This is a genomic window from Anaerovorax odorimutans DSM 5092 (genome assembly GCF_000426305.1).
Classification (GTDB): domain Bacteria; phylum Bacillota; class Clostridia; order Peptostreptococcales; family Anaerovoracaceae; genus Anaerovorax; species Anaerovorax odorimutans.
This window is the reverse complement of sequence record NZ_AUFC01000032.1, coordinates 1-21,128: the sequence shown is the minus strand read 5'-3', so window position 1 is coordinate 21,128 and position 21,128 is coordinate 1. Positions and strand designations below refer to the sequence as shown.

Below are 21,128 nucleotides of genomic sequence, written 5' to 3'. Positions count from 1 at the left end.
CATAACAAAACAGTTGAGCCATAATTTTATTTTTATCATTAAATATGGTATAATTTTTTATATTATGCATTGAATTATTTATAATTAATCTGAAAAAACCAACAATAAAATAAAAATTACTTTCCTTCTGTTTATATACATAAGGAAATTATATATTTAAAATTAAATAACGGTTTATTAAGTGTTAGAAGATAAATATGCTAAACATATATAGCTTTTAAATGGAAGCGTGTATTTTTGTGGATAACCAGGGAGGAATTGCTATGTCGTATACAAAAGAACTAACGATAAAAAATTACCCGCATATGAATGATATTTTTATCACTGACCGATTAAAGCAACGGCTTTTGGATATGGATCGCTTCCCAATTACCACTGTCATTGCTCCTATGGGATACGGAAAAACTACAGCTATGGACTGGTGGGTAAAGTATCATAAGAGACATAAGACGGGCACTATTCTCTTAAAACAAATAATCGTTACAGACAGTGTTATTGATTTTTGGAATGGATTCTGCAGGGCTTTTCGTGATTATCCTGAATTAGCAGGACAACTTAAGGAATTGGGATATCCGGAAGATACACGTGCCATGTCAGTTATGACTGAGCTTTTAGAGGATGCACTTGAACAAAGTAATTATCCCATACGTTTTGTTATGGATGATTTACATATATTTTCACATAAACATCTGGTAACTTTTTTAATTTTTCTATCTCGTCGTTTACCTGATTGTGTTCATATTATCTTACTCTCTCGTAATCAAATTTTCAGTAGTGATGAAAGGATGCGTATGGGCATTACATTGTATGAGATTACAGCAGATGATCTACGTTTGAGCGAGACGGAGGTAGGTCTTTATGCAAAGCGCTGTGGTCTTAACTTCTCTTCAAGGGATATTAAAACCCTTTCCAATATGAGTGAAGGTTGGATTTCAATGATTTATCTTAATTTCAAAGCTTATGTACAAACAGGCAAATTGACTGCTGAAACAACAGATATTTTTACTATAATAAATCAAGTGCTTTTGGAGCCGTTAATGGAGCGTCATCGAGAATTCCTTATATTAACAGGCATGATGGATGAGTTTACAGTAAAGCAAGTGGAATATTTGTGGCAGCAACCGGATGCTAAGATGATACTTAAATCTCTTTTTCAAAATAATGCTTTTATTAAACTTAGTGAGACTGGTATATATAGATGTCATCACATGTTAAGACAATGTGTTCGTATAAAATTTACAAAAAAACCAATAGAGTATCAAAGAAAAAATCTTTCTTTACTGGGATGGTGGTATTTAAAAGAAAAAGAATATGTTCTTGCAGATTTTGCATTTGCACAAGCTTTTGATTGGGAAGGTCTTCTTACTTCACTGGGAGAGGATAGAGCTAAAAGTTTACATTCGGAACATAGTAATGAGTTTTTCCGTTGGATAAAAGAGTGCCCTGAAGAATATCTGTTAAAATTTCCTATTACTATAGTTTCTTGTATGGTGAAGATGTTTTCTTTTCACAATATTTCTGAAATATTACGTCTTAAAAAGTTACTTTTAAGGGCATTGGAACAAGATAACTCGCTGACCGAGGAAGAGCGCAATAATCTTCTGGGTGATGCGGAGGTATCCGAAAGCTTTCTTAGTTACAATAACATTTCGGCTATGAGTGAATACCACCGCCGCGCTTGTACTCTTCTTGGACGGACATCGGTTAGCATTGATCAAAAGGGTGCATGGACTTTCTCTGCTCCATCTATTTTTATGATGTACCACCGAACGGTGGGAGGTGCAGATAGTGAAAATATGGAAATGCAAGAATGTATGCCTTATTTCTATAAATTATCAGATGGTCATGGAAGTGGGGCAGAACATGGATTTTATGCAGACCTTTGTTATGAGCGAGGTATTTTTACTGATGCAGATATTTTCAACCGTAAAGCAAGAGCGGCAGCTAAACGAAAAAACCAGTTCAGCATTATGATAGATTGCGATTTCCTTTCCATTCGTTTAGCCTTGTTTAAGGGCGATTCGGTAACTATGGAAAAATTGCTTGCAGAATCACAGGAATGGCTCAGACAAGAGCGACAGTACACACTTCTTTCTACGCTGGATATGTGCCAGGGTTTTATTTACGCACAACTTGGACATTCTGATGATGCACCGGAGTGGTTTAGAGAGGGACGGCTTTCGGAGGCATTGGTTATGTTTCCTGCTACGCCAATGCTGCTTACCTTTTATAATCAACTTTTACTTGCAAAGAAGCAATGGACGGAAGTAATCGCTAGGCGTGAGGAATGTGAAGAGTTGTACAGCGTTTATAACAATGTATTGTGTGAAATATGGTTACATATTCAACTTGCTTCAGCTTATTCAGCCCTTTCTTGCAGCAGAGAAGCAAAAAACGAGCTGAATATAGCATTAGATATGGCATTGCCTGATGGTATTGTAATGCCATTTGCAGAGAACTATTGTTATATTTCTAAAGAGCTGGCTACATTACAAAAATCCGGTATTTACACGGATGAAATCCGCAAAATTATTTCTTTAGGTCGTCAATTTAATATTGGAAAACGAAAAATTCTACAGGGAATCTGGGGCGAAGATGAAGATTATGGTCTGACAAAGCGTGAACTGGAAATTGCAAAGTTAGCGGCACAGAGGAGGATGAATTTAGAAATTGCAAAAATGCTGCACCTTTCTGAGAGTACGGTTAAAAATCAACTGAATCGTATTTTTGATAAGCTGCATATTGTAGGTGATGGAAGGAATAAACGGTTAGAATTGGAAAAAATGTTTTATCTAAAAAAATAGTACTTGAGGGCCCACTACAAATTAAGAAGGCTGCTGTATAGTGAAAACTGTACAGTAGTCTTTTTGTTTATTATATATCTTAAAAACTGTATTCTACATAAAAAGAAAATGAATTATTTTTATCAAAACATTATACGAAAAATTTAAAGATATGTAGTTAAAACAATATTTATATTTCAATAAAAATTATATACATATCAGCAGGAATATTGATTTTATATACAAATGAGAAGTTAAAAAAATAGTTAATAATTGGAACGGTAAAGATTATAGAATTACCAGTTATGCAAATAAAAATTTTTTAATTTATCATTCTCTTTTTTTATAAGGGAATAAAAAAATATTGTGATTCGAGTATGCTTTTCACCATATAACTAAATTTTTTATCAGATGTTTTTATATAACAAAAGAAAACTATAAAGGTTTAAAATATGCCATTATATTTTGTTGAAAGTCAAAAATATAAGATATGGTTTTTATGTGTTCAAATAATTATATTTAATTAAATGGAGGGAGTAAAGTGTGTAAAAAGAAAAGAAATAATAATTTTGCAATCCAAATAAGGATATATGCTTTGGTAGATGATCAAAGTTGACAAGAATAACTGTATTTCTTAAAAAAAGAAGGAAAAAATAAAGAGGAGGTTAAATAATGCAGAATAAAAGAAAAAATATAGCTTTATTTTTATCAATAATTATGATTTTTTCTGTTTTCCCGGCTTCTATTTGGGCTGGAACAGAAGACTCAATAAGCTATAAAGTGCAATTACCCACTATAGGTATAATGAACAAAGTGAATTCCTGTAATGATATGTTTAAAAGAACTTATTTGCGTAACACTGATAATAATTTTAACCTAGTTTATAATTTCAAAAAAACATCAGGCAGCAATGTAAAAGGTACAGGGGAAAAAGGTTCCGCTTTGAATTATGATACTAGAATGATGCATCAAGGAAACGGGGATCCGTGGAAAGCAGAATATAAGTGGCAATTCAATGATCCCGTACTTAAAAAACTAATTGCATCAGGAGAATTATCTGCTTATATTTCTGCTGATATGACTGCAGATAAACATAAAAATTTTTGGAGACATAACTACAATATCTTAGACAGATCATATTTTTATTTATATTCTTTAGATAAAAACAATAAGAAGAGTTATACAAAATGTATATGTTGTGATACTGATGCACCAGATGAAAGTGCAGTATTTCATGAAAATACTGCAAAAGTAAAAACAGACAGTGTATCTTTTAGAGCATATTTCGAATCTAGGGGATGCAAGTGCGGTAGTTCAAAAGTTGCCCATACTTCAATTGGTCTTATTGATGATAAAAATCCTTCAATAACTAGTATCACTGCCAGCAGAAAATTAGACGGAGAAGTTGAACAGGAAGGATTTAAAGCAGGGGAAATAGGATATCTAAATCTTAATTTCAGTGAAAATATACGTTTTGCCAGTAATACAGTACCGACAAATTCAGTCCTTTTAAATTTGGTTATATTGGGAGCGGAAAGTAATACACAGATTGATACGAGTGAAATACAAGCTAAGTTAGTAGAATTATCAGGGAAAAGGATGTCTTTTAAATTTACCGTTCCAGAAACAATAAATGGTAAAAAAACCAATGTACGAATTTTTGGGATTTCATCAAAACAAGGCTGGGTTAATAATTTAGGCGGAAATTCATCATTTAATTTATCTTTGATAGGTAATGGGGGATCTACTTTAACTTTAAGCAAAAATCTACAAAAGTATTCAGAATTGACTAAGACATCTTCACTAGTAACTGATATGGCAGGAAATCCTGTTAACTGGCAGGGCAGTTCAAAGAATCTTTCTAACAATTGTTTTTTAGATAATGTATCACCTGAAGTTTCTTCTATTGCAATAAGCGGTGCAAGAATATCATCAGACAGTAATCAAACTTCTCAAGCTGAAGACTGGCCGGAAGATATTGATCGCAGCGCTGTATTCGCAGGAATTGGTGATGATTTGACATTCAGTGTAAAATTCAGTGAACAATTAAAATTGTCTCAAGATACATCACAAATAAGGGCAATTTTAAATGCAAAAGAAAATAACCTTCCGGTTACTTTAACAGGTGCAGACTTATCAACTATTGATAATGGAGTTAATGGAATTGCTGTATCTAAACTTACTTTCGATCCAATTCAAATTACAAAAGATATGATGCCAGACGGAGAGAAAACTCCTTTAAAAATAATTAAACTGATTTTTCCTGAAGGAACTGTAGATTTAAGAGGAAATGCTGCTGTAAATTTGGAAAATACAGAAGAGTTTCAGCAGATACCTGTACCTTCACAGCAGCAATATCTGGATACACAATTGCCTATAGCAAAAACTAATGCAGCTTCAGGAAAAGATAATTTATATTCACCACTATATTATACAGAGGGGAATGAGAAAAATGAATTTTATTTTCCTATTACGATAAATGATGTTGATGTAATTGGAAAGGGGGCATATGCCAGCGGATTTAATGGTGTAAAAGGAAGCTTTGCTCTTATGGATGTAGAAGCTGATACCACTTATCCTTTTGATTATTATGTATCAGCAAGTGCTGATAGACCCGAAGAAAATCAATATATCGGTGGGAATTCCAGTAATGGAAGTGATTTAAATTTAATGTATTTTACACAGGTGGAAACGGGAAATTATATCCATATTAAATTAAGAGATGACGTAAAATATAATTTACATCAACCACAGATTGTTATTAAATCCTCAGACTATGCTGCAAATTTAGGATATGATGCTTTCTCATTAGATTTTTGTGCTGATTACGTTGCTCCTGAAATTACAAGCAGCGGTTATAAGCAGTATTTTGATTCTGATTCCTCAAAGGGAAGTTTAACTGTTACTGTCAGCGTAAAAGATGGGGGAGGTGTATTGCCCTCAAAAGTAGATTATCAATGGGTAACACGTGACGCACAGCCTGATAGTGATGAATGGATAAAATTTGTTGGTGAAACTGAAGAGGGCGGAAGTCAAACAGCTTTTAAAATAAAGATTAGCAAGAATAATTTGGAAGAAGAAAAAACCCACTTATATGATTTGCTTTTGCGTGCTGAAGACGAAAAAGGAAATATGTCAGAAGAACCTGCAAGAATACCGTGTGAGCTGGATTTAAAGAAAGCAAATGCTAACATAGATATTAGAAATGGGCTTGATGAGCCTGTAACTAATGTGGATATAGGTATGGAGCTCAAACCTTATTCAGGAAGCGATGAAAATATGACTGATCTTCCAATGACTTCTGTAGTTATGCTGAAAAATCCGAGTAACAAAACAGATGATGAATATTTTGTTATTGCATTAACCAGCAGAGATGAAAATTTGTCCACTAAGGAAGATTTATTTAAAGCTTTAAAGGTAGGATATAATATGAACACTGGTTACAAAGATGCTATGGTATCAGGGTATTCTACATGGTATAAAGCGAAAGTTACAAAGGTATCAGAAAATCAGTACTTATTTACAGACAGTGAAGAACTGAGCGAAGATGAAACAAATTTACTTGGATCTATGTTGAATCCTCAATCAATTGTTATAGGGGGCAAACTTCTTTCATATTACGGAACTTTAGATTTAAAAATCATAACTGCTTATGGTGATGTTCCGCAAGATTTAAGTGTATGGAGATATTCAGGTACAGGCCTAGCTCCAAAAAATGTGAAGTTTTTTAATCATGGCTGTGGAGAATATACAGCATTTTATTTAGATTCAGCGGATGGTATTTATTTTGTAAGAAAAGAAGATGGAAGTGTAGACTTTAAAAATAGCTTTTATTATAAAGGAGAATATTCTGAAGAAGAAGAAAATATAGAACTAAAGCTTTCTCCAGAAATTTTAAATGAAGAAGTTGAAGAGTCTGATGATGCAGGAGCTGCTACTGAAGGGGGAATAGAAAATGGAAATACAGATTCTAATTCCCAAGATGAAGCAGAAAACGGAAATACAGATTCTGATTCTCAGGATGAAGTAGAAAGCGGAAATACAAATTCTGATTCTCAGGATGAAGTAGAAAGCGGAAATACAAATTCTGATTCTCAGGATGAAGTAGAAAGCGGAAATACAAATTCTGATTCTCAGGAGGAAACAGAAAGCGGTGATACAGATTCTAATTCCCAAGATGAAGCAGATGACGGAGAGATAGAGTCTAATAATGACAAAGGAATAGATGAAGAAAGTAGTTCAGAAACTAAAGATGCAGAGAATATAGGTTCAGTTGATCCTGTTTTAATGGAAGAACTTATAATTACAGAAGAATCCAATAAAGAAGAAGTTGATCCTAATGATCTTTTGCAGAATAAAGAAGAAGTTGATTATAATGATCTTTTGCAGAATAAAGAAGAAGTTATACCTAATGAAATTTTAGAAAAAGCAAAGACGTTGGGAGCTACTGGCAGTAACTATGAAAGAGTAAACGTCCTTCTTCCATTCACCAGAATTGAAGGAAATTTAAATATTCAGGAATTTAAGCTTTCCCTTGCTCCAAGATCAAGATCTTCAGATACAGCAGCCGTTAACTTTGGGATAGTTAGTCAAGCTGATGGTACAGAAGGTTTATTATGGGAAGATAACAATTTCATTCCGGGAGAGAAATCTAAGTACTTAAATAATTTAGACGGAGCAAAAATTCCATTTTCCCTAGATAACTCTTTGGAGCCTGATTGGGGGATCAGGGAAATTGATTTTGATAGTGATGATACTTATGTTGCTTTTTATTATACAGAGCATGGAATCAATAAATCTGGATATTTTGCAACAAAAAACGGGCAGTCTTTAACCTTTTCTGATGGTCAAAGTTATACTTCTATAAAAGATATGACACCACTTGTAAAAGGTAAACCGATTAAAAGCGGTAAAGAACAGACTTTTGTTATTCCCGATGGAATAACAGATAAAACCGGATTTTATACTTTTGAAGTTTCATTAAAGTCTTTGACTTCAGACCAAATAAAAAAAGTATATTACAAAGATATGTTTGTTAACGGAAACAATATTATAGATGAAGGAGATCAAATTTATCATATTTCAATTAAATCAGAAGATAATGGATCTTATTTATTTGGTAAATCTTTTGATACAGATTGTTCAAATATAATGATTGGAACGACACAGGATAAAGATGGCTTTAAAAGTGAAAGGGTTATTCAAAAGTATCTTACAAGGGATATAGTACCAAAGCTTGTATACTTTGCGGAGGATGAAGGAAGAGAAGAGCTTAAGTTTTTCGAACCTGATGATTTGTTAGGGTCAATAAAAATATGGAATGCAGCAAGTACTTCAAATGGAGAAGCTCCTAGCTATGCGCAATGGCAGAATATAGACAGCAGCTTTGGAATGGGAATCCCGTTAAATGTTATTAATAATGATGCAGTTTCAAAAGAAAGCAGTTATAAAGATGCAGAAGGAAATTGGTACGTTCCTATAATGAGAAATGGAAGCAATGTTTTATGTTACCAGAGTTATTCATTAAACGGAGAATTGTCACCGGTTAAGCAAATTAATATTTCAACTTCTGATCAAGCTCCTGAATTTGAACTTAAATTTAGTAACAGCGGAGATGCAGATGATTCTTTAATAACAGCTTTTGCAGAAGATATTAATTCTATAAACGGAGCAGTTAATTTTAACTGTCTTAGAAAAGAAGAAGGGGAGTATGTTCCAAGTGAAAAAGAAATAGAGTCATTAGAACCTATTACAATAACAGAAAATGGAGAATATTGTTTCTATGTGATGGACTCCTTTGGCAATATAACTATAAAAGAGAAAAATATCCAATGTATAGATAATAAAGTACCAACTGTAACTGTGAAAAAAAGTTCGGAAAAGACTCCTGAAAATGAATTTCATGTTATTGTTGAGATGACTGATGATAAAGATATAACAGATGGTAAAGTATATTTAACATTTGATGAAGAATACTCTTCATTGCTGAATGAAAAAGAAGAATCTGATGGTGGTGAGAATGAAGAAGAAGGGACTAATGAATCTATTATGGTTGAAGTTCCTGTTAAAAATGATGGAAATGGTATCTGGAATGCATCTAATACTGATAAGGCTAAAGGCATATATAAGACAAAAACTATTTTATCTTCAGATAAATTAAGTAAGACTGTAGAAATATGGGGTGCATTTAAGTTTGATGATAAGGGGGATGCGGCAGATTATTCCAATAGAATACTTACTTTCAGTGGCTCTGATAAAGCAGGAAATGTATCTAAAATTTATGAATCTGAAGAGGTTTATAATGAAGAAACTGAAGAATGGGATGAAATACAAGGAGAGCCGATTGATGATACGTATTTAGAATTACAGATTAAAAATATTAAACCTGCTTTTGACAGTGTTAACCTTACTAGCGAAGATAAAGTAAGTCTAGAGTTTACAGCACCAGTTCTTGTTACCACCCCTGTTAACAGTAATCTTGTATTTGGAAAAAATACAGATACGGTGGCTATTTACTCTAATGGAATATGCAGCTTATCATATTCAGATTTGTTTGGTGAACATTATACTGAGGATGTAATGTTATCAGCTTTCAGTGATTTTAATGCTAATGTGAAGTTTTCTGTAACAGAACCAACCAGGGAAAATGTTACCGCGGCAATTGAAATTCCTGAAGGAAGTAGTGCAAGTATTGAAAAATTACAAGGTAAGCTTATAAATAGTGATGATGGCTCTTTTATAGAAGGGATCATTTCAGAAGATAAAAAATCAGCTGAAATTACAATGACTGATAATGGAAACATTATATTTACTATGGTGAATGGAAGTGGAACAACTAAGGATAAGACTATTTCAGTTTCCAATATAGATCGTTCTATAGAGCAAGTTAAACCATACATTTATTATACTGCTGGAATACCTGAGGAAGGAGTTCCTTTTACAGAAGGTACAGTTGTTGCAGGTTTATATTGTGATGAATTTCTTACAGGAACCAATGGACCTCTAACTTACACTTTTACAAATGGTGCTAAAGCAGGTGACGCATATACTTTTGAATATGAAGATTCCGCGAAAAATAAAGGTTCAATGACAGTTACCTTACCTCATGATGTAATTTCAACTGCAGAAGATAAAGAAGCCCCTGATTATGATTTGGTTTTTTATTCAAAGTTAGATTATATGAATCAGCAGGATGACAGCTACAATAATAGTACATCATTAGAAGAAGCCTTAGAAAAGCTGCACAAGGCACAAGGATATTTACTAAGCTTTAATATATTTGATGACAGCGGCGTAAAGCTTATTGTGAAGAATCCTGCAACGGCAATAAGCGGATATAACGACATAAGTGATAATATACCAGGTGTAACAGTTGAAGATAGAGCGGTTATCGTAAATGAAAATGCACGTTTTGTTGTTTATTTAGTAGATGAAAAGGGAAATACGACAACTTTGCCAATAATGGACTTTAATAAAATAGATAACACAGCACCTACAGCTACAGTAGAGTATGTAGCAGAAACCTTTTACTCAGTAATTGGTTATCTAAATCCAAATGAAGATATAACAGTTACTAATATTGCAGGCGTAGAAAAAGCTTCAGGTGGTGATCATGATGGGGTTTATTATCATAAATATTTGGATAATGAAGATTTTGTCTTTTACTTTAAAGACGAAGTTGGAAATACATCAAGCGCCAACGCTAAAGTTGATTGGCTCGACGTTTCTTCACCGGAGATTACAAGTGTAAAATGGAGACCTTCAGGAGAAGGGCAAGGAGTTGAAGATGGGCTTTATCCGCCTCCTACAGAATCTACAAATAAAGATGTTATAGCACAGATTAGATTTAATAAAACTATAAAAACAGTAAAAGCTTATAAAAAAGGTACTCTTGAGCCTGTGGATAGTGCAAAGGTTGAAATTAGCTTTATTCAGGGTGGGGGCGTGGTAACTTATCATGAAAATGAAGATATTGATTTATATTTTGAATCTTATAACGGAAAATTTGCTGTATATAGTTTAGGAAATGTAAATTGTATAGATAAAAGTGCATTTAATGTTACAGAAAACTCTCATGTTTCAGAAGATAAACAGAGTGTAACTTATACGTTTGAAACAGATAAAGATGTTTTCCTTGCAGAAGATTCTTCAAAAGAAAAAATAACAGCAAAGAAGAATTTTACGTGTACATTTACTGCAAATGGCATATATGATATGCACTTTACAGACAAAGCGGGAAATATATTGGTTCATACAGTAACCGTTGATGAATTGGATAAAGAATCAGTGTTAGTTTCATTTAATACTTCAGCAAAGGATCAAGGTGCAGTTAGCAGCTCAGAAAAACTTAATATTAAAGATGGAGATACTTTTTATGTAAAACTCAGCAAAGCAGGGACCATCGTATTTGGTAATAAGACTGTAAATGCAAAAGCAAATGAGTGGAATTCATTTCAATTTGACTTTGAAGACGGCAGAGTATTTTATACCATTGAAGTAACAGACAATGTAAAAGGAACAAAGATATATAATTATCTAAGTGCAGAAATCCCGGATACAATGTCTCCAACCATTATTTTTGCAACACCCACAATATCTGTAAAAGAAGGAAGCAGTGCCACTGATATTTTGAATAAGCTTAGAACTGGAGTTACGGTGAGTGATAATAAAGACAACGGATTGATTGCGCTTATAAAATCTGTAATGTTGATAAAAGGTGAAGTACAAGAACCTGTCTCTGTTACAGATAATATGGAAATAGGAAAATATGATATAACTTATGAGGCAGAAGATAGCGTAGGAAATATTTCTAATGCCCAAAGAATTTTAAGAATATATGACAAGAATAGCTTGAATCTGCTTATAAACGGAGAAAGTACAGAGCCTGAGTCCACAATGGTAGTGAAAAAAAATGATATTACTTTGACTATTGAAAATCTACCATCTAACGGGATAGATACAGAGCCATGTACAGTGTCATATAAAGCAGGTATAAAAACGGCAGGGCAAATGAAGATCCGATCAACACAAGTAGAGACAGATAGCTTCACTTTACCTGATACAGGTTTTTATACAATATATGTTCAGGCACAGAATCGTAAAGATTATATCACTTATGTTTATATACAAAAGTAAGGAGACGAAAATATGAAACGAAGCTTCATGAGAGGAGTAGCTGTATTTCTAACCGTCATAATGATGATAGGAGTATTTCCTTTAAAAGTTTTGGCAGAAGAATTGCAAACTCCTGACACCTATTCCTTAAATAATGGTTTTCTGGAAGTCACTGTTTCCGCAAAAAATGGTGGTTTTGATATCAGGACAGTAGAAGGTGATAAACTAAACAAGGATGATAATAATAAAAATTTATTGTTTCCTCGTGGAGAAAATGATACTTCTTTCACTTCATTTAGAGTAACAAGAGATGGTAAAACAAAGGACTATATTTTCGGTGGGAAATACAGCTTTCTTGGACTTATGGATCATCAAGTTAAAGTTACTCAAGATGCTGCAGGTATAACCGCACAGTGGGAAGTAGATGACTTGAAATTTACCCAGAGAATAGAGCTTGCTAATGCAGGCTCTAACAATCATGGGATGGCATATATTTCATATACTGCAGAAACAACGGGCTCTAAAGCTGATATAAGTGCCAGAATTCTTATGGATACAGCTTTAGGGTATCAAGATTATGCCATATATGAGATGGCAGGAACAGACGGAAAATACAAAAGAGTTGAAAAAGAGAGTGAATTTCCCAATACGGACGGAAGTTTATATGAAAAAACCTTTTTTGCGTATGATGATGTAAATAACCCAACTATTTTAGCATATACAGTAAACGCATCAATAAATGAACAAGAATGTAAACCTGATAAAGTCGCTTTCGGACATTGGAACAATCTGGCAGCAAGTGTATTTGATTTCACACCTGATACAGATTTGTCATTTACAAATCCTAATAATAAAAAATATCTTACAGCAGATAGTGCTTATGCGTTATATTACAACATTGGAACTGTAACAAATGAAAGTTCAAAGTCTATTGCTACTTATTATGGTGTATATTCCAATGAAAAAGTTTCAGATAATAATACGGTTTCTGTAAATATGACAGCACCATCATCTATGAAACTGGCAGAAGATAATAAAACTTATAAAAGTGAGTTTGAAGGCGGAGACGATGGTGATTTTACGATACAGACATCTATTGAAAATTTTAAAACTAATACAGCGAAAAAGTATGAGAAAGTAAAGGTTGCAGCTTACTGTCAAACGGGTATAACACCTGTCAGTGATGATAATGTGATTCAGACAGATACAAGCTATGTAAACCCTTATACGAAAGAGATCAATGACTTTAAAGTTGATGAGACTAAGACAATTTCGTGGAATTTTAATGCATCTATAGGAGCAGAGGCAGCTTATAGAAAAGTACATTTTAAAGTATATAATGTGAGTGCAGATGTGGATCCTACAGGAAGTGGTCAGCTTTTGGAAGAAAATCTTCTTGGTGAAGGAATGTGCTATATTTTATGTCCGGGAGGAGATGGAAAGCTGCCTGAAATTAAATTTACAGGTATTTCTCCTGATATTATTTACAATGAAGGGACACGTCATTTATTTTTGACAGGAGATAATTTTAACATGTTGTCAAATAAGTCGGAATATAAAGTTCTCGCAAGACCTGTAACCGGAGAAGGGAAAGCCTATAAAATACCTGCAGAGCAGTTTTTGATCAATGAAGAGGATAATACCATAGATGTGGTTTTAAATGATACGATGGCTGTGGGAAATTATCAGTTGGTAATAAGTTATACTGATACGGGGAAAAAAGAAATTGCAGCTCCTGCTATGAAATTTGCAGTAAGTGATGATAAAGCTTACAGAAATGATGGATATGGAGTTATTGCGGTTATTCAAAAAAAAGGTACTTCTTATGACCAGTCACAATATGAGATTAAAACTTTCGGAAGTGAAACTGCATATGAGAAAGGGAAAAATGATTTAGGCGAGGTTCTTCTTGAATTAAAAGGGGAAATTAGTGCTGCAGATCAAGTGGCCCCAGATGGAACAGTGCTAAAATATACTGGCGTTTCTACAGGAAGCAGCGATAATGTAATGACCTTAAACAATTGCATTGATATAGAAAACGGAAGTGTTTCTGTTTCCATAGAAAATTACAATCAACCGAATCAGGCTATTAATGTGGATTTTGATGCAGAGTTATATACTACAGGTGCACGTACTACTATATGGAAAGGAGGGGTTTCTGCTCTGACTTCTATTAAGAATGGTACCGATTATGAGTTGATACCATTTGATAAAAACGGTAAACGACAGAGCAATCCTGATCCTATGGCAAATAAGGAAACCATTACATTAATATGGCCAAGTGCTGCCGGAGCTGCTCAAACAATTGCAGGCATGATTTTTGAATTTCGTTATGGTGAATTGGGAGTGATAAAAGATAATGGCAGTGAATTAAGGCGTGTTATAGGTTTTGGCGCAAATTTGGATCTTTCTTTTCTCATTCCTAATAATGCAGAAAAATCTCCTGTTCAGTTAGATTTATTTGATAAAATAAACTTAACCTTCTTTGAAGATAGATCTTACACTTCACAGCATATGCGAAGTGCTTGGGAATATCATAAGGACCAAGTGAGGATGGATCAAAAAGCTGATGAAGGGGTAGGTAGTATTAAGGTAAAAGATATATTGTTCGGTGGCGAATATATTGGCTTTAATACAACTGTAGAACTCCAAATTCCCGGATATACGCCTGCTATGCCTACAATGGCTGCAAAGTTAACAATCAATACTATTGGTGATTGGCAGGTAGGTGTTGCAGGAAAATGTAAATTTACAAAAATGGAAGTGGAAGCAGAGATATATATAAAGAGTAAAGACGGATATCCTGTTCCAGATAAACTCTATTTCTTTATTAAAGGTTTCAAGCCGGGGGTTAATGTAGATGGATTTGGCGTGGTATGGCTCCAAGGCGGAGGAGGAGGTATTGACAAATTATATGATACTATATTTGCAACAGATTCTGTACCTCCATTAAAAATTTTGCTTTCTGCACAATTATCTATTATGCAGGTCTTTTCGGCGAAAGCAGATTTATCACTTAGCTTAAGGGGTCTTGGAATTAAAGTTAGTGATGGTGTTATTACGGATACGGATATTAAAGTATTAAATCATGCCCAGCTTCAGTTTGACTGGTATCCTGAATTTTATTTCTTGGCATCTGTCAGCGTTAATGTTTTGAATATTATAAGCGGAGGCGGATATATTGTAGTTCAAGATGATGGATTTTTTGAATTTTATGTTAAAGCCGGAATAAAGATACCTGATGAGGTATTCTTCATAGGGGGCATACATTTAGGAAGTGTTGATTTAGGAGCAAATTCTGATAAAATATGGGGCGGTATTGAGGTAATAGGAATCAAAGCAGGCGTATGTTATTATTGGGGCGGAGATGTAGACTTTGGATTTGGCGGAAATGCACCTGAGCCATCCTTCCCTGAATTACTTGGAACCGATGATATTCCGGTATATAAAGATCCTGAAACCGGAAAACTTTTATATATGCATGTAGGAACTAATTTTGAGTTAGCAGCACAGCCAGAATTGGCAGAAGACATAGATTCTGCAACTGTACTTATGGATGGAACAACTTCCGCTGTTGTAAAATCAAAAGCGGATAAAAAATTACACCTTTTGAATCTTGGCAATAGAGAAGGAGACAACGATGCTATATTATCCATGACTTATAGTGCCGAGACAAAAGCAGAAGCAATGGAACTTGCAAAAAATATTCAAGTAAAAGATAATAACGGAACTTCTTATGAAATAAAAATTTATAATCAGGATTTAGATGCAAATTCAGTTGAAAACTCAAATTCAAATGCAAACCTTACTTATAATACCGACACAAAAAAAGCAAGCCTGAATGTTACATTTACAACAGATGAAGTTTATAACAAAGAATGGAACATTGAAACCCCTGATGCAGCGGCAGATTTGCTTTTATATAATGTACGTCCTATGGCAAGTTTGGATAATGTAAGTGCATCTTTAGCTAATGGCAATAAATTGACTGTAAATTGGAACGGTTCAGAATTGAATCAATTTGAGAAATTAAGCTTTATGGCAGTGAAAAATGATCAAGATAAAGAGGAATCTTTGATTTACAAGTTAGATAAAAGTTCAGGTATAATTGACGGTGCTAAAAAAGTAACCTTTGAGCTTCCTCATAGCTTGGAGAGCGGAGAATACTATTTGAAGGTGATTGCATCAAAAGAAGGAGAACTTTGTGAAACTGCGGTTTCAGCAGACAAATTCCAGTTTACAAATACAAAACTGCCTTTTTCTCCGAAATCTGTAAGTGCAGTAAATGGAGGAGATTATCAGATAGATGCAAATGTAGAGGCACCTGACGGAGACTATGACGGCTATTTAATTAATGTTTATGAAAAGGAAAGCGATAATTCGTGGACTCTTAGTGAGTATGGTGGAATGGCATATATAAAAGATACAAAAAAATTATCAGTGGGTGGCAGAAATAGTTATACTTACACAGTAACTGATGAGAATGGAGATCCTGTTATTGAAAATGGTGCTGAAAAAACAGAGACTGTTACAAGAGGTCTTGAAGAAGGTAAAGTCTATAGATTGGGGGTAGCAGCTTATAAGGAAGATGCTTCTTCAGATACAGGCGACCCTATAATATTCTATTCCTCTGAGACTTTCTCAAATGAAATCATTTTATCAAAGCCTGAGCCTGCAAATGTACAGTTTACAGCATCAGGAGCTGTGGAAGTAGGGTACTCTAACGGGGAAGCACAAAATGTAATGATTGATACTTTTAGAACCAATAATATTACTTTTAATTTGAAATCCGATCAAAGTGTATCAGGCAGATGGTATCTGGATACAGGTTACCAATGGGCTGATGGTGATGGAACAAAAAATACCGCAGGATTATCAGAAGAGATTATAAATAGTGACAATTCTAAAATTGTACTTAATGAGATTGAAGACGGAAATCATACATTAATGTTTATAGGTACCAATAGCGCTGGGGATGGGGTCTTAGCACAAAAACGTTTTGCCGTAGATACATTACCTCCTAGATTAATGCTTGAAGAACCTATAAATGGTGGTTTCTTTGAAACTGACGGAACTTTAGAGGTAAAGGGAATTACAGATAAGGGAACAAAGATTAATATTAATGGAACTGAATATTCGCCATCTATTGACAGCAGCGGCAGATTCAGTCAGACCATAAATCTAAATAAGACAATGGCTTCTCAAAATGTTACAGTATTGGTTAAAGATAAGGCAGGTAATGAAACGGTAAAGACAGTTACTGTTAATAATAAGGCTCTTGGGAAGATTGATACATTAAAACTTTATGCAGATGGAGTTGATATTACAAATAAGTCACTGACAGGAGGAAAGCAATCAGATGCTGAATTTGTAAAAAATCTTATATTGAAAGCAAGTGTGCAATCTTCTGATAAGAATGAGGAAGGAGAAATCGTTTTAAATAACTCCTCCCTTGTATCTTGGGATACTGCTGCAATTTCGGGAGCAGCTTCTGTCACAGATGAGGGTATGCTTACTGTAGGAGCAGGCGCGCAAGGTATGGTTCTAGGAAAATTGATGGTGTCGGAAGATGGAGGCTATACAGCAGCTGCTGTATTTGGGTCACAATCAAGTGGAAGTATAACAGGTGATACTTACTATAATATTAATGTTATTCAGCCATCAGAAGGCGGGAAAATAGAGATTTCTCAAATTTCTGCAAAACAGGATTCTGTTATAAAAGTTACTGCTGTACCAACAGAGGGATATAGGCTTAAACAGGTAATTGTTAATCAGGCAGGAATTGAAGGTAATTCCTTTACTATGCCTGGACGTAATGTAACTGTAACTGCACAATTTGAGAAAATTTCCGGTGGAAACAGTAATGGCAGTTCAGGGAAAAGTAATGACAAATCATATGTTATTACTGCATCTGCAGGTGAAAATGGAACTATAAGTCCTTCAGGAAGTGTGGATGTGGATAAGAATTCTGAAAGGACATTTACCATAACGCCATCTGAAGGATATGAGATTAAAGATGTTTTAGTAGATGGAAAGAGCATAGGTGTAGTTAAAAAATATAACTTTGAAAATATTACAGAAAAACATACAATAAAAGCTGTTTTTGCTAAAGCTTCACAAGTGTCTGATTTAATATTTGATAAATTTACGGATGTGAGAGGACATTGGGCTGAAGAATATATTAGAGCCGTTGTTGAAAGAGGTCTTTTTAAAGGCGTTACAGATACTGTTTTTGCTCCGGAACAAGGAATGACAAGGGGCATGTTTGTCACTGTTTTGGGTAGAATGGGCAATGTTGAATCAAAAGCAGATGATACTCAATATTCTGATGTTGCAGAGAAATCATATTATGCACCGTATGTATCCTGGGCAGGAAAATACGGAATTGTAAAAGGAGTTAGTGAAGGAATTTTCCAACCGGATAATCTTGTAACAAGAGAACAAATAGCAGTATTTTTGTACAGATATGCACAATGTCAGAACTATGACCTGACTTATGAAGAAAAAGTGAATACTTCTGATTACAAGGATATAGAAGATATTTCCGAATATGCAAGGGAGTCTGTTGAGTGGGCTTTATCATCAGAAATTTTTAAGGGCAGCAATAATAATATGCTATATCCAAAAAATACTGCTACAAGAGCAGAAGTCTCCGCCTTGATTTTAAGGTTTATTAATAAGTGTAATACAAAGGAAGAAACGAAGGAAACTAAGGAAAAGTAGATTATTAAGTATAACAGCATGGAGTACATTGCCATTTTATGGGCAATGTATTCCGTAATTTACCTTGCAGAAAGGGAAAAAAAGTGAAAAGAAAAAAATACATTATATATTTTGCAGTAATTATATGGAGCTTGATATTTCCTCAAGCCATTTTTGCAGATAATTTGCATAATGGAGAAGGGATTCGAATTGGAATTATTGACACAGGGATAATGGGAAATTATAGAATAGAATTTCAAGAGAAGATAGTACAAGGAAAAAACTATGTTTTCCCAGAGGAAGGATTGGAAGATAAAATCGGCCATGGAACCAGAGTTGCTTCTGTGATTCTGGGAGTAAAAAATGATAAGAATATTTTAATTGGTACGGCTCCGAAAGCAACTATTGTTCCTTTGATTTATCAATCTCGCTATCCTTCTGGTGTTACAAAAAATGGAGGTTTAGAGCTTTTGATTAAAGCCATGAGAGATGCAATTGATGTGTATCATTGTAAAGTTTTATGTATTAGTTCAGGAACAACTAAGGATGATGACAATCTGAGAGAAACGGTAGAGTATGCAGAGGAAAAAGGAGTTATTATTGTGGCTGCTGTGGGAAATGATAATGAAAGAGCAGCTGAAAAGATATATTATCCTGCTGCTTATGATACTGTAATAGGTGTAGGTGCAATTGATGGGAATGACGAAATAGCCGAATTTTCACAGCGTAATGGAGTATTTTGTGTAACTCAAGGTAAAAATATCAAAGCTTTATCTTTAGATGAAAATGTAAGATGCTTTTCGGGAACTTCCTATGCTAATGCTTCTGCCGCAGGGATTATAGCTTCTTTGTTATCGGAAGCTCCAAGCAGTACGCCAAAAGATATTCGAAATACTATTTCAATATCAGCTGAAGATTTGGGAGATAAAGGTTATGATTCAGTTTATGGATGGGGAAAAATAAATTCCGCTTCAGCACTTAAGTTTTTAAAAAATATAAACTAAGATATATAAAAATAGGATTCCTGTTTAAGAGAATATGCAATAATATTTAAAATTAAGAAAAGCTGATTACAGATTAATTTAAACAAAAATATCAAATCGAAAGTTGTATCGCTAGTGCGTTACAATTTTTCTTTATATCGTTATTTTAGCATTTATTAATTTGCAGCTTAAAGGCTGATTGTGAAAAAAAGTATAATTTTCACAAGGGTCACATAAATAAAACATGTAATAGTCAATTTTATATGGTAAAATTATGTAAAAGATTCCTTTAAGAGTGTTCAAGAAAAAGTATTTTTTATGTAAGTTAGGAGGATAAAAATGCAAAGTAATTTAAAAAAACACATTTCCATTATTTTATCAATGATGATGGTTACTCTTTTTGTTCCTACAGTATCGTTTGCTTCATCTAATAATGCCGATACGATTAAATATTCGGTAGATGCAGGAGATAATGTAGACTTTCACGAAGGCGATTTCAATAAGGTATGCAAGGAGCTAAAGGATGAAAATCTCAAGTACGTGAAGTTCACCTTACCATCTTCATCAAAGGGGGTACTTTATTATGATTATAAGGGTAAGGATGAAGCTAAGGTTAGTAGCTCAAAAAAGTATTATTATGATGACGATTTGTCCATAGATGATGTTTCTTTTCTTGCTGATGATGATTATGATGGTACAGTAACGATCAGCTATGAAGGTTATGATAAGGATGGAAATGAGTTTTCAGGAGAAATAAAAATAACTGTTGAAGGTAGCGATAGTGATGCGGATACGATCGAATATTCAGTAAATTCGGGAGATAATGTAGACTTTCACGAAGACGATTTCAATAAGGTATGCAAGAAGCTGAAGAAAGAAAATCTCAAGTACGTGAAGTTCACCTTACCATCTTCATCAAAGGGAGTACTCTATTATGATTATGATGGCAAGAATAAGGCTAAGGTCAGTGATTCAAAAAAGTATTACTATGATGAAGACTTGTCTATAGATGATGTATCTTTTCTTGCCGACGATGATTATGATGGTACGCTAACGATCAGCTATAAAGGTTATGATAAGAATGAAAATGAGTTTTCAGGAAAAATAAGTATTGCTGTCAAAGATGACCATGATGCAGGCACAGCTGATACCATTTATTTTTCAGGCATTGAGGGATCAAATGTATCTTTCCTTGATACATACTTTAACAAAAGGTGTGAAGAGCTGACAGGTAATTCACTTAACTATGGAGACTGTGAAAAAAAGTCTGTAAAATATTAAAACTATATAGCTTTCTATGATAAAATCAAATTATTATAGGAGGCTATTTTTATGGCAAAGAAAAATGTGTACAAAGTTGGTCCATTGACCGAAGGGAAGAAAAACATTATTGCAAGTTTAATTGAAGAGTATGATATCGAAACAGCAGAAGATATTCAAGATGCTTTGAGAGATTTGCTTGGAGGTACTATTAAAAGTATGATGGAATCTGAAATGGATGATCATTTAGGCTATAGCAAATCAGAAAGAAGTTCTAATCCTAACT

Annotated in this window: 6 protein-coding genes; all 6 read left to right on the top strand. The window is 34.0% G+C overall.

What is annotated here, in order from left to right:
* Positions 1-263 precede the first annotated feature (263 nt).
* Positions 264-2,804: a helix-turn-helix transcriptional regulator gene (locus tag K292_RS0111100; protein ID WP_027399889.1), complete on the top strand. Its 2,541-nt coding sequence runs from the start codon at positions 264-266 to the stop codon at positions 2,802-2,804.
* Between the two features lie 651 nt (positions 2,805-3,455).
* The gene (locus K292_RS0111095; protein ID WP_027399888.1) at positions 3,456-11,918 is read left to right on the top strand and encodes a midas domain-containing protein; all 8,463 of its coding nucleotides are present in this window, start codon (positions 3,456-3,458) and stop codon (positions 11,916-11,918) included.
* A gap of 12 nt (positions 11,919-11,930) precedes the next feature.
* The gene (locus tag K292_RS0111090) at positions 11,931-18,620 is read left to right on the top strand and encodes an S-layer homology domain-containing protein (protein ID WP_027399887.1); all 6,690 of its coding nucleotides are present in this window, start codon (positions 11,931-11,933) and stop codon (positions 18,618-18,620) included.
* A gap of 83 nt (positions 18,621-18,703) precedes the next feature.
* Entirely contained in the window at positions 18,704-19,603 is a 900-nt protein-coding gene (locus K292_RS0111085; protein ID WP_169515461.1) for a S8 family peptidase, read from the top strand.
* A gap of 318 nt (positions 19,604-19,921) precedes the next feature.
* Positions 19,922-20,863, top strand: a complete 942-nt coding sequence (locus K292_RS0111080) for a hypothetical protein (RefSeq protein WP_027399885.1) — start codon at positions 19,922-19,924, stop codon at positions 20,861-20,863.
* Between the two features lie 51 nt (positions 20,864-20,914).
* On the top strand, positions 20,915-21,128 hold a 214-nt coding region (locus tag K292_RS0111075; RefSeq protein WP_037373098.1), incomplete at its 3' end, for a transposase.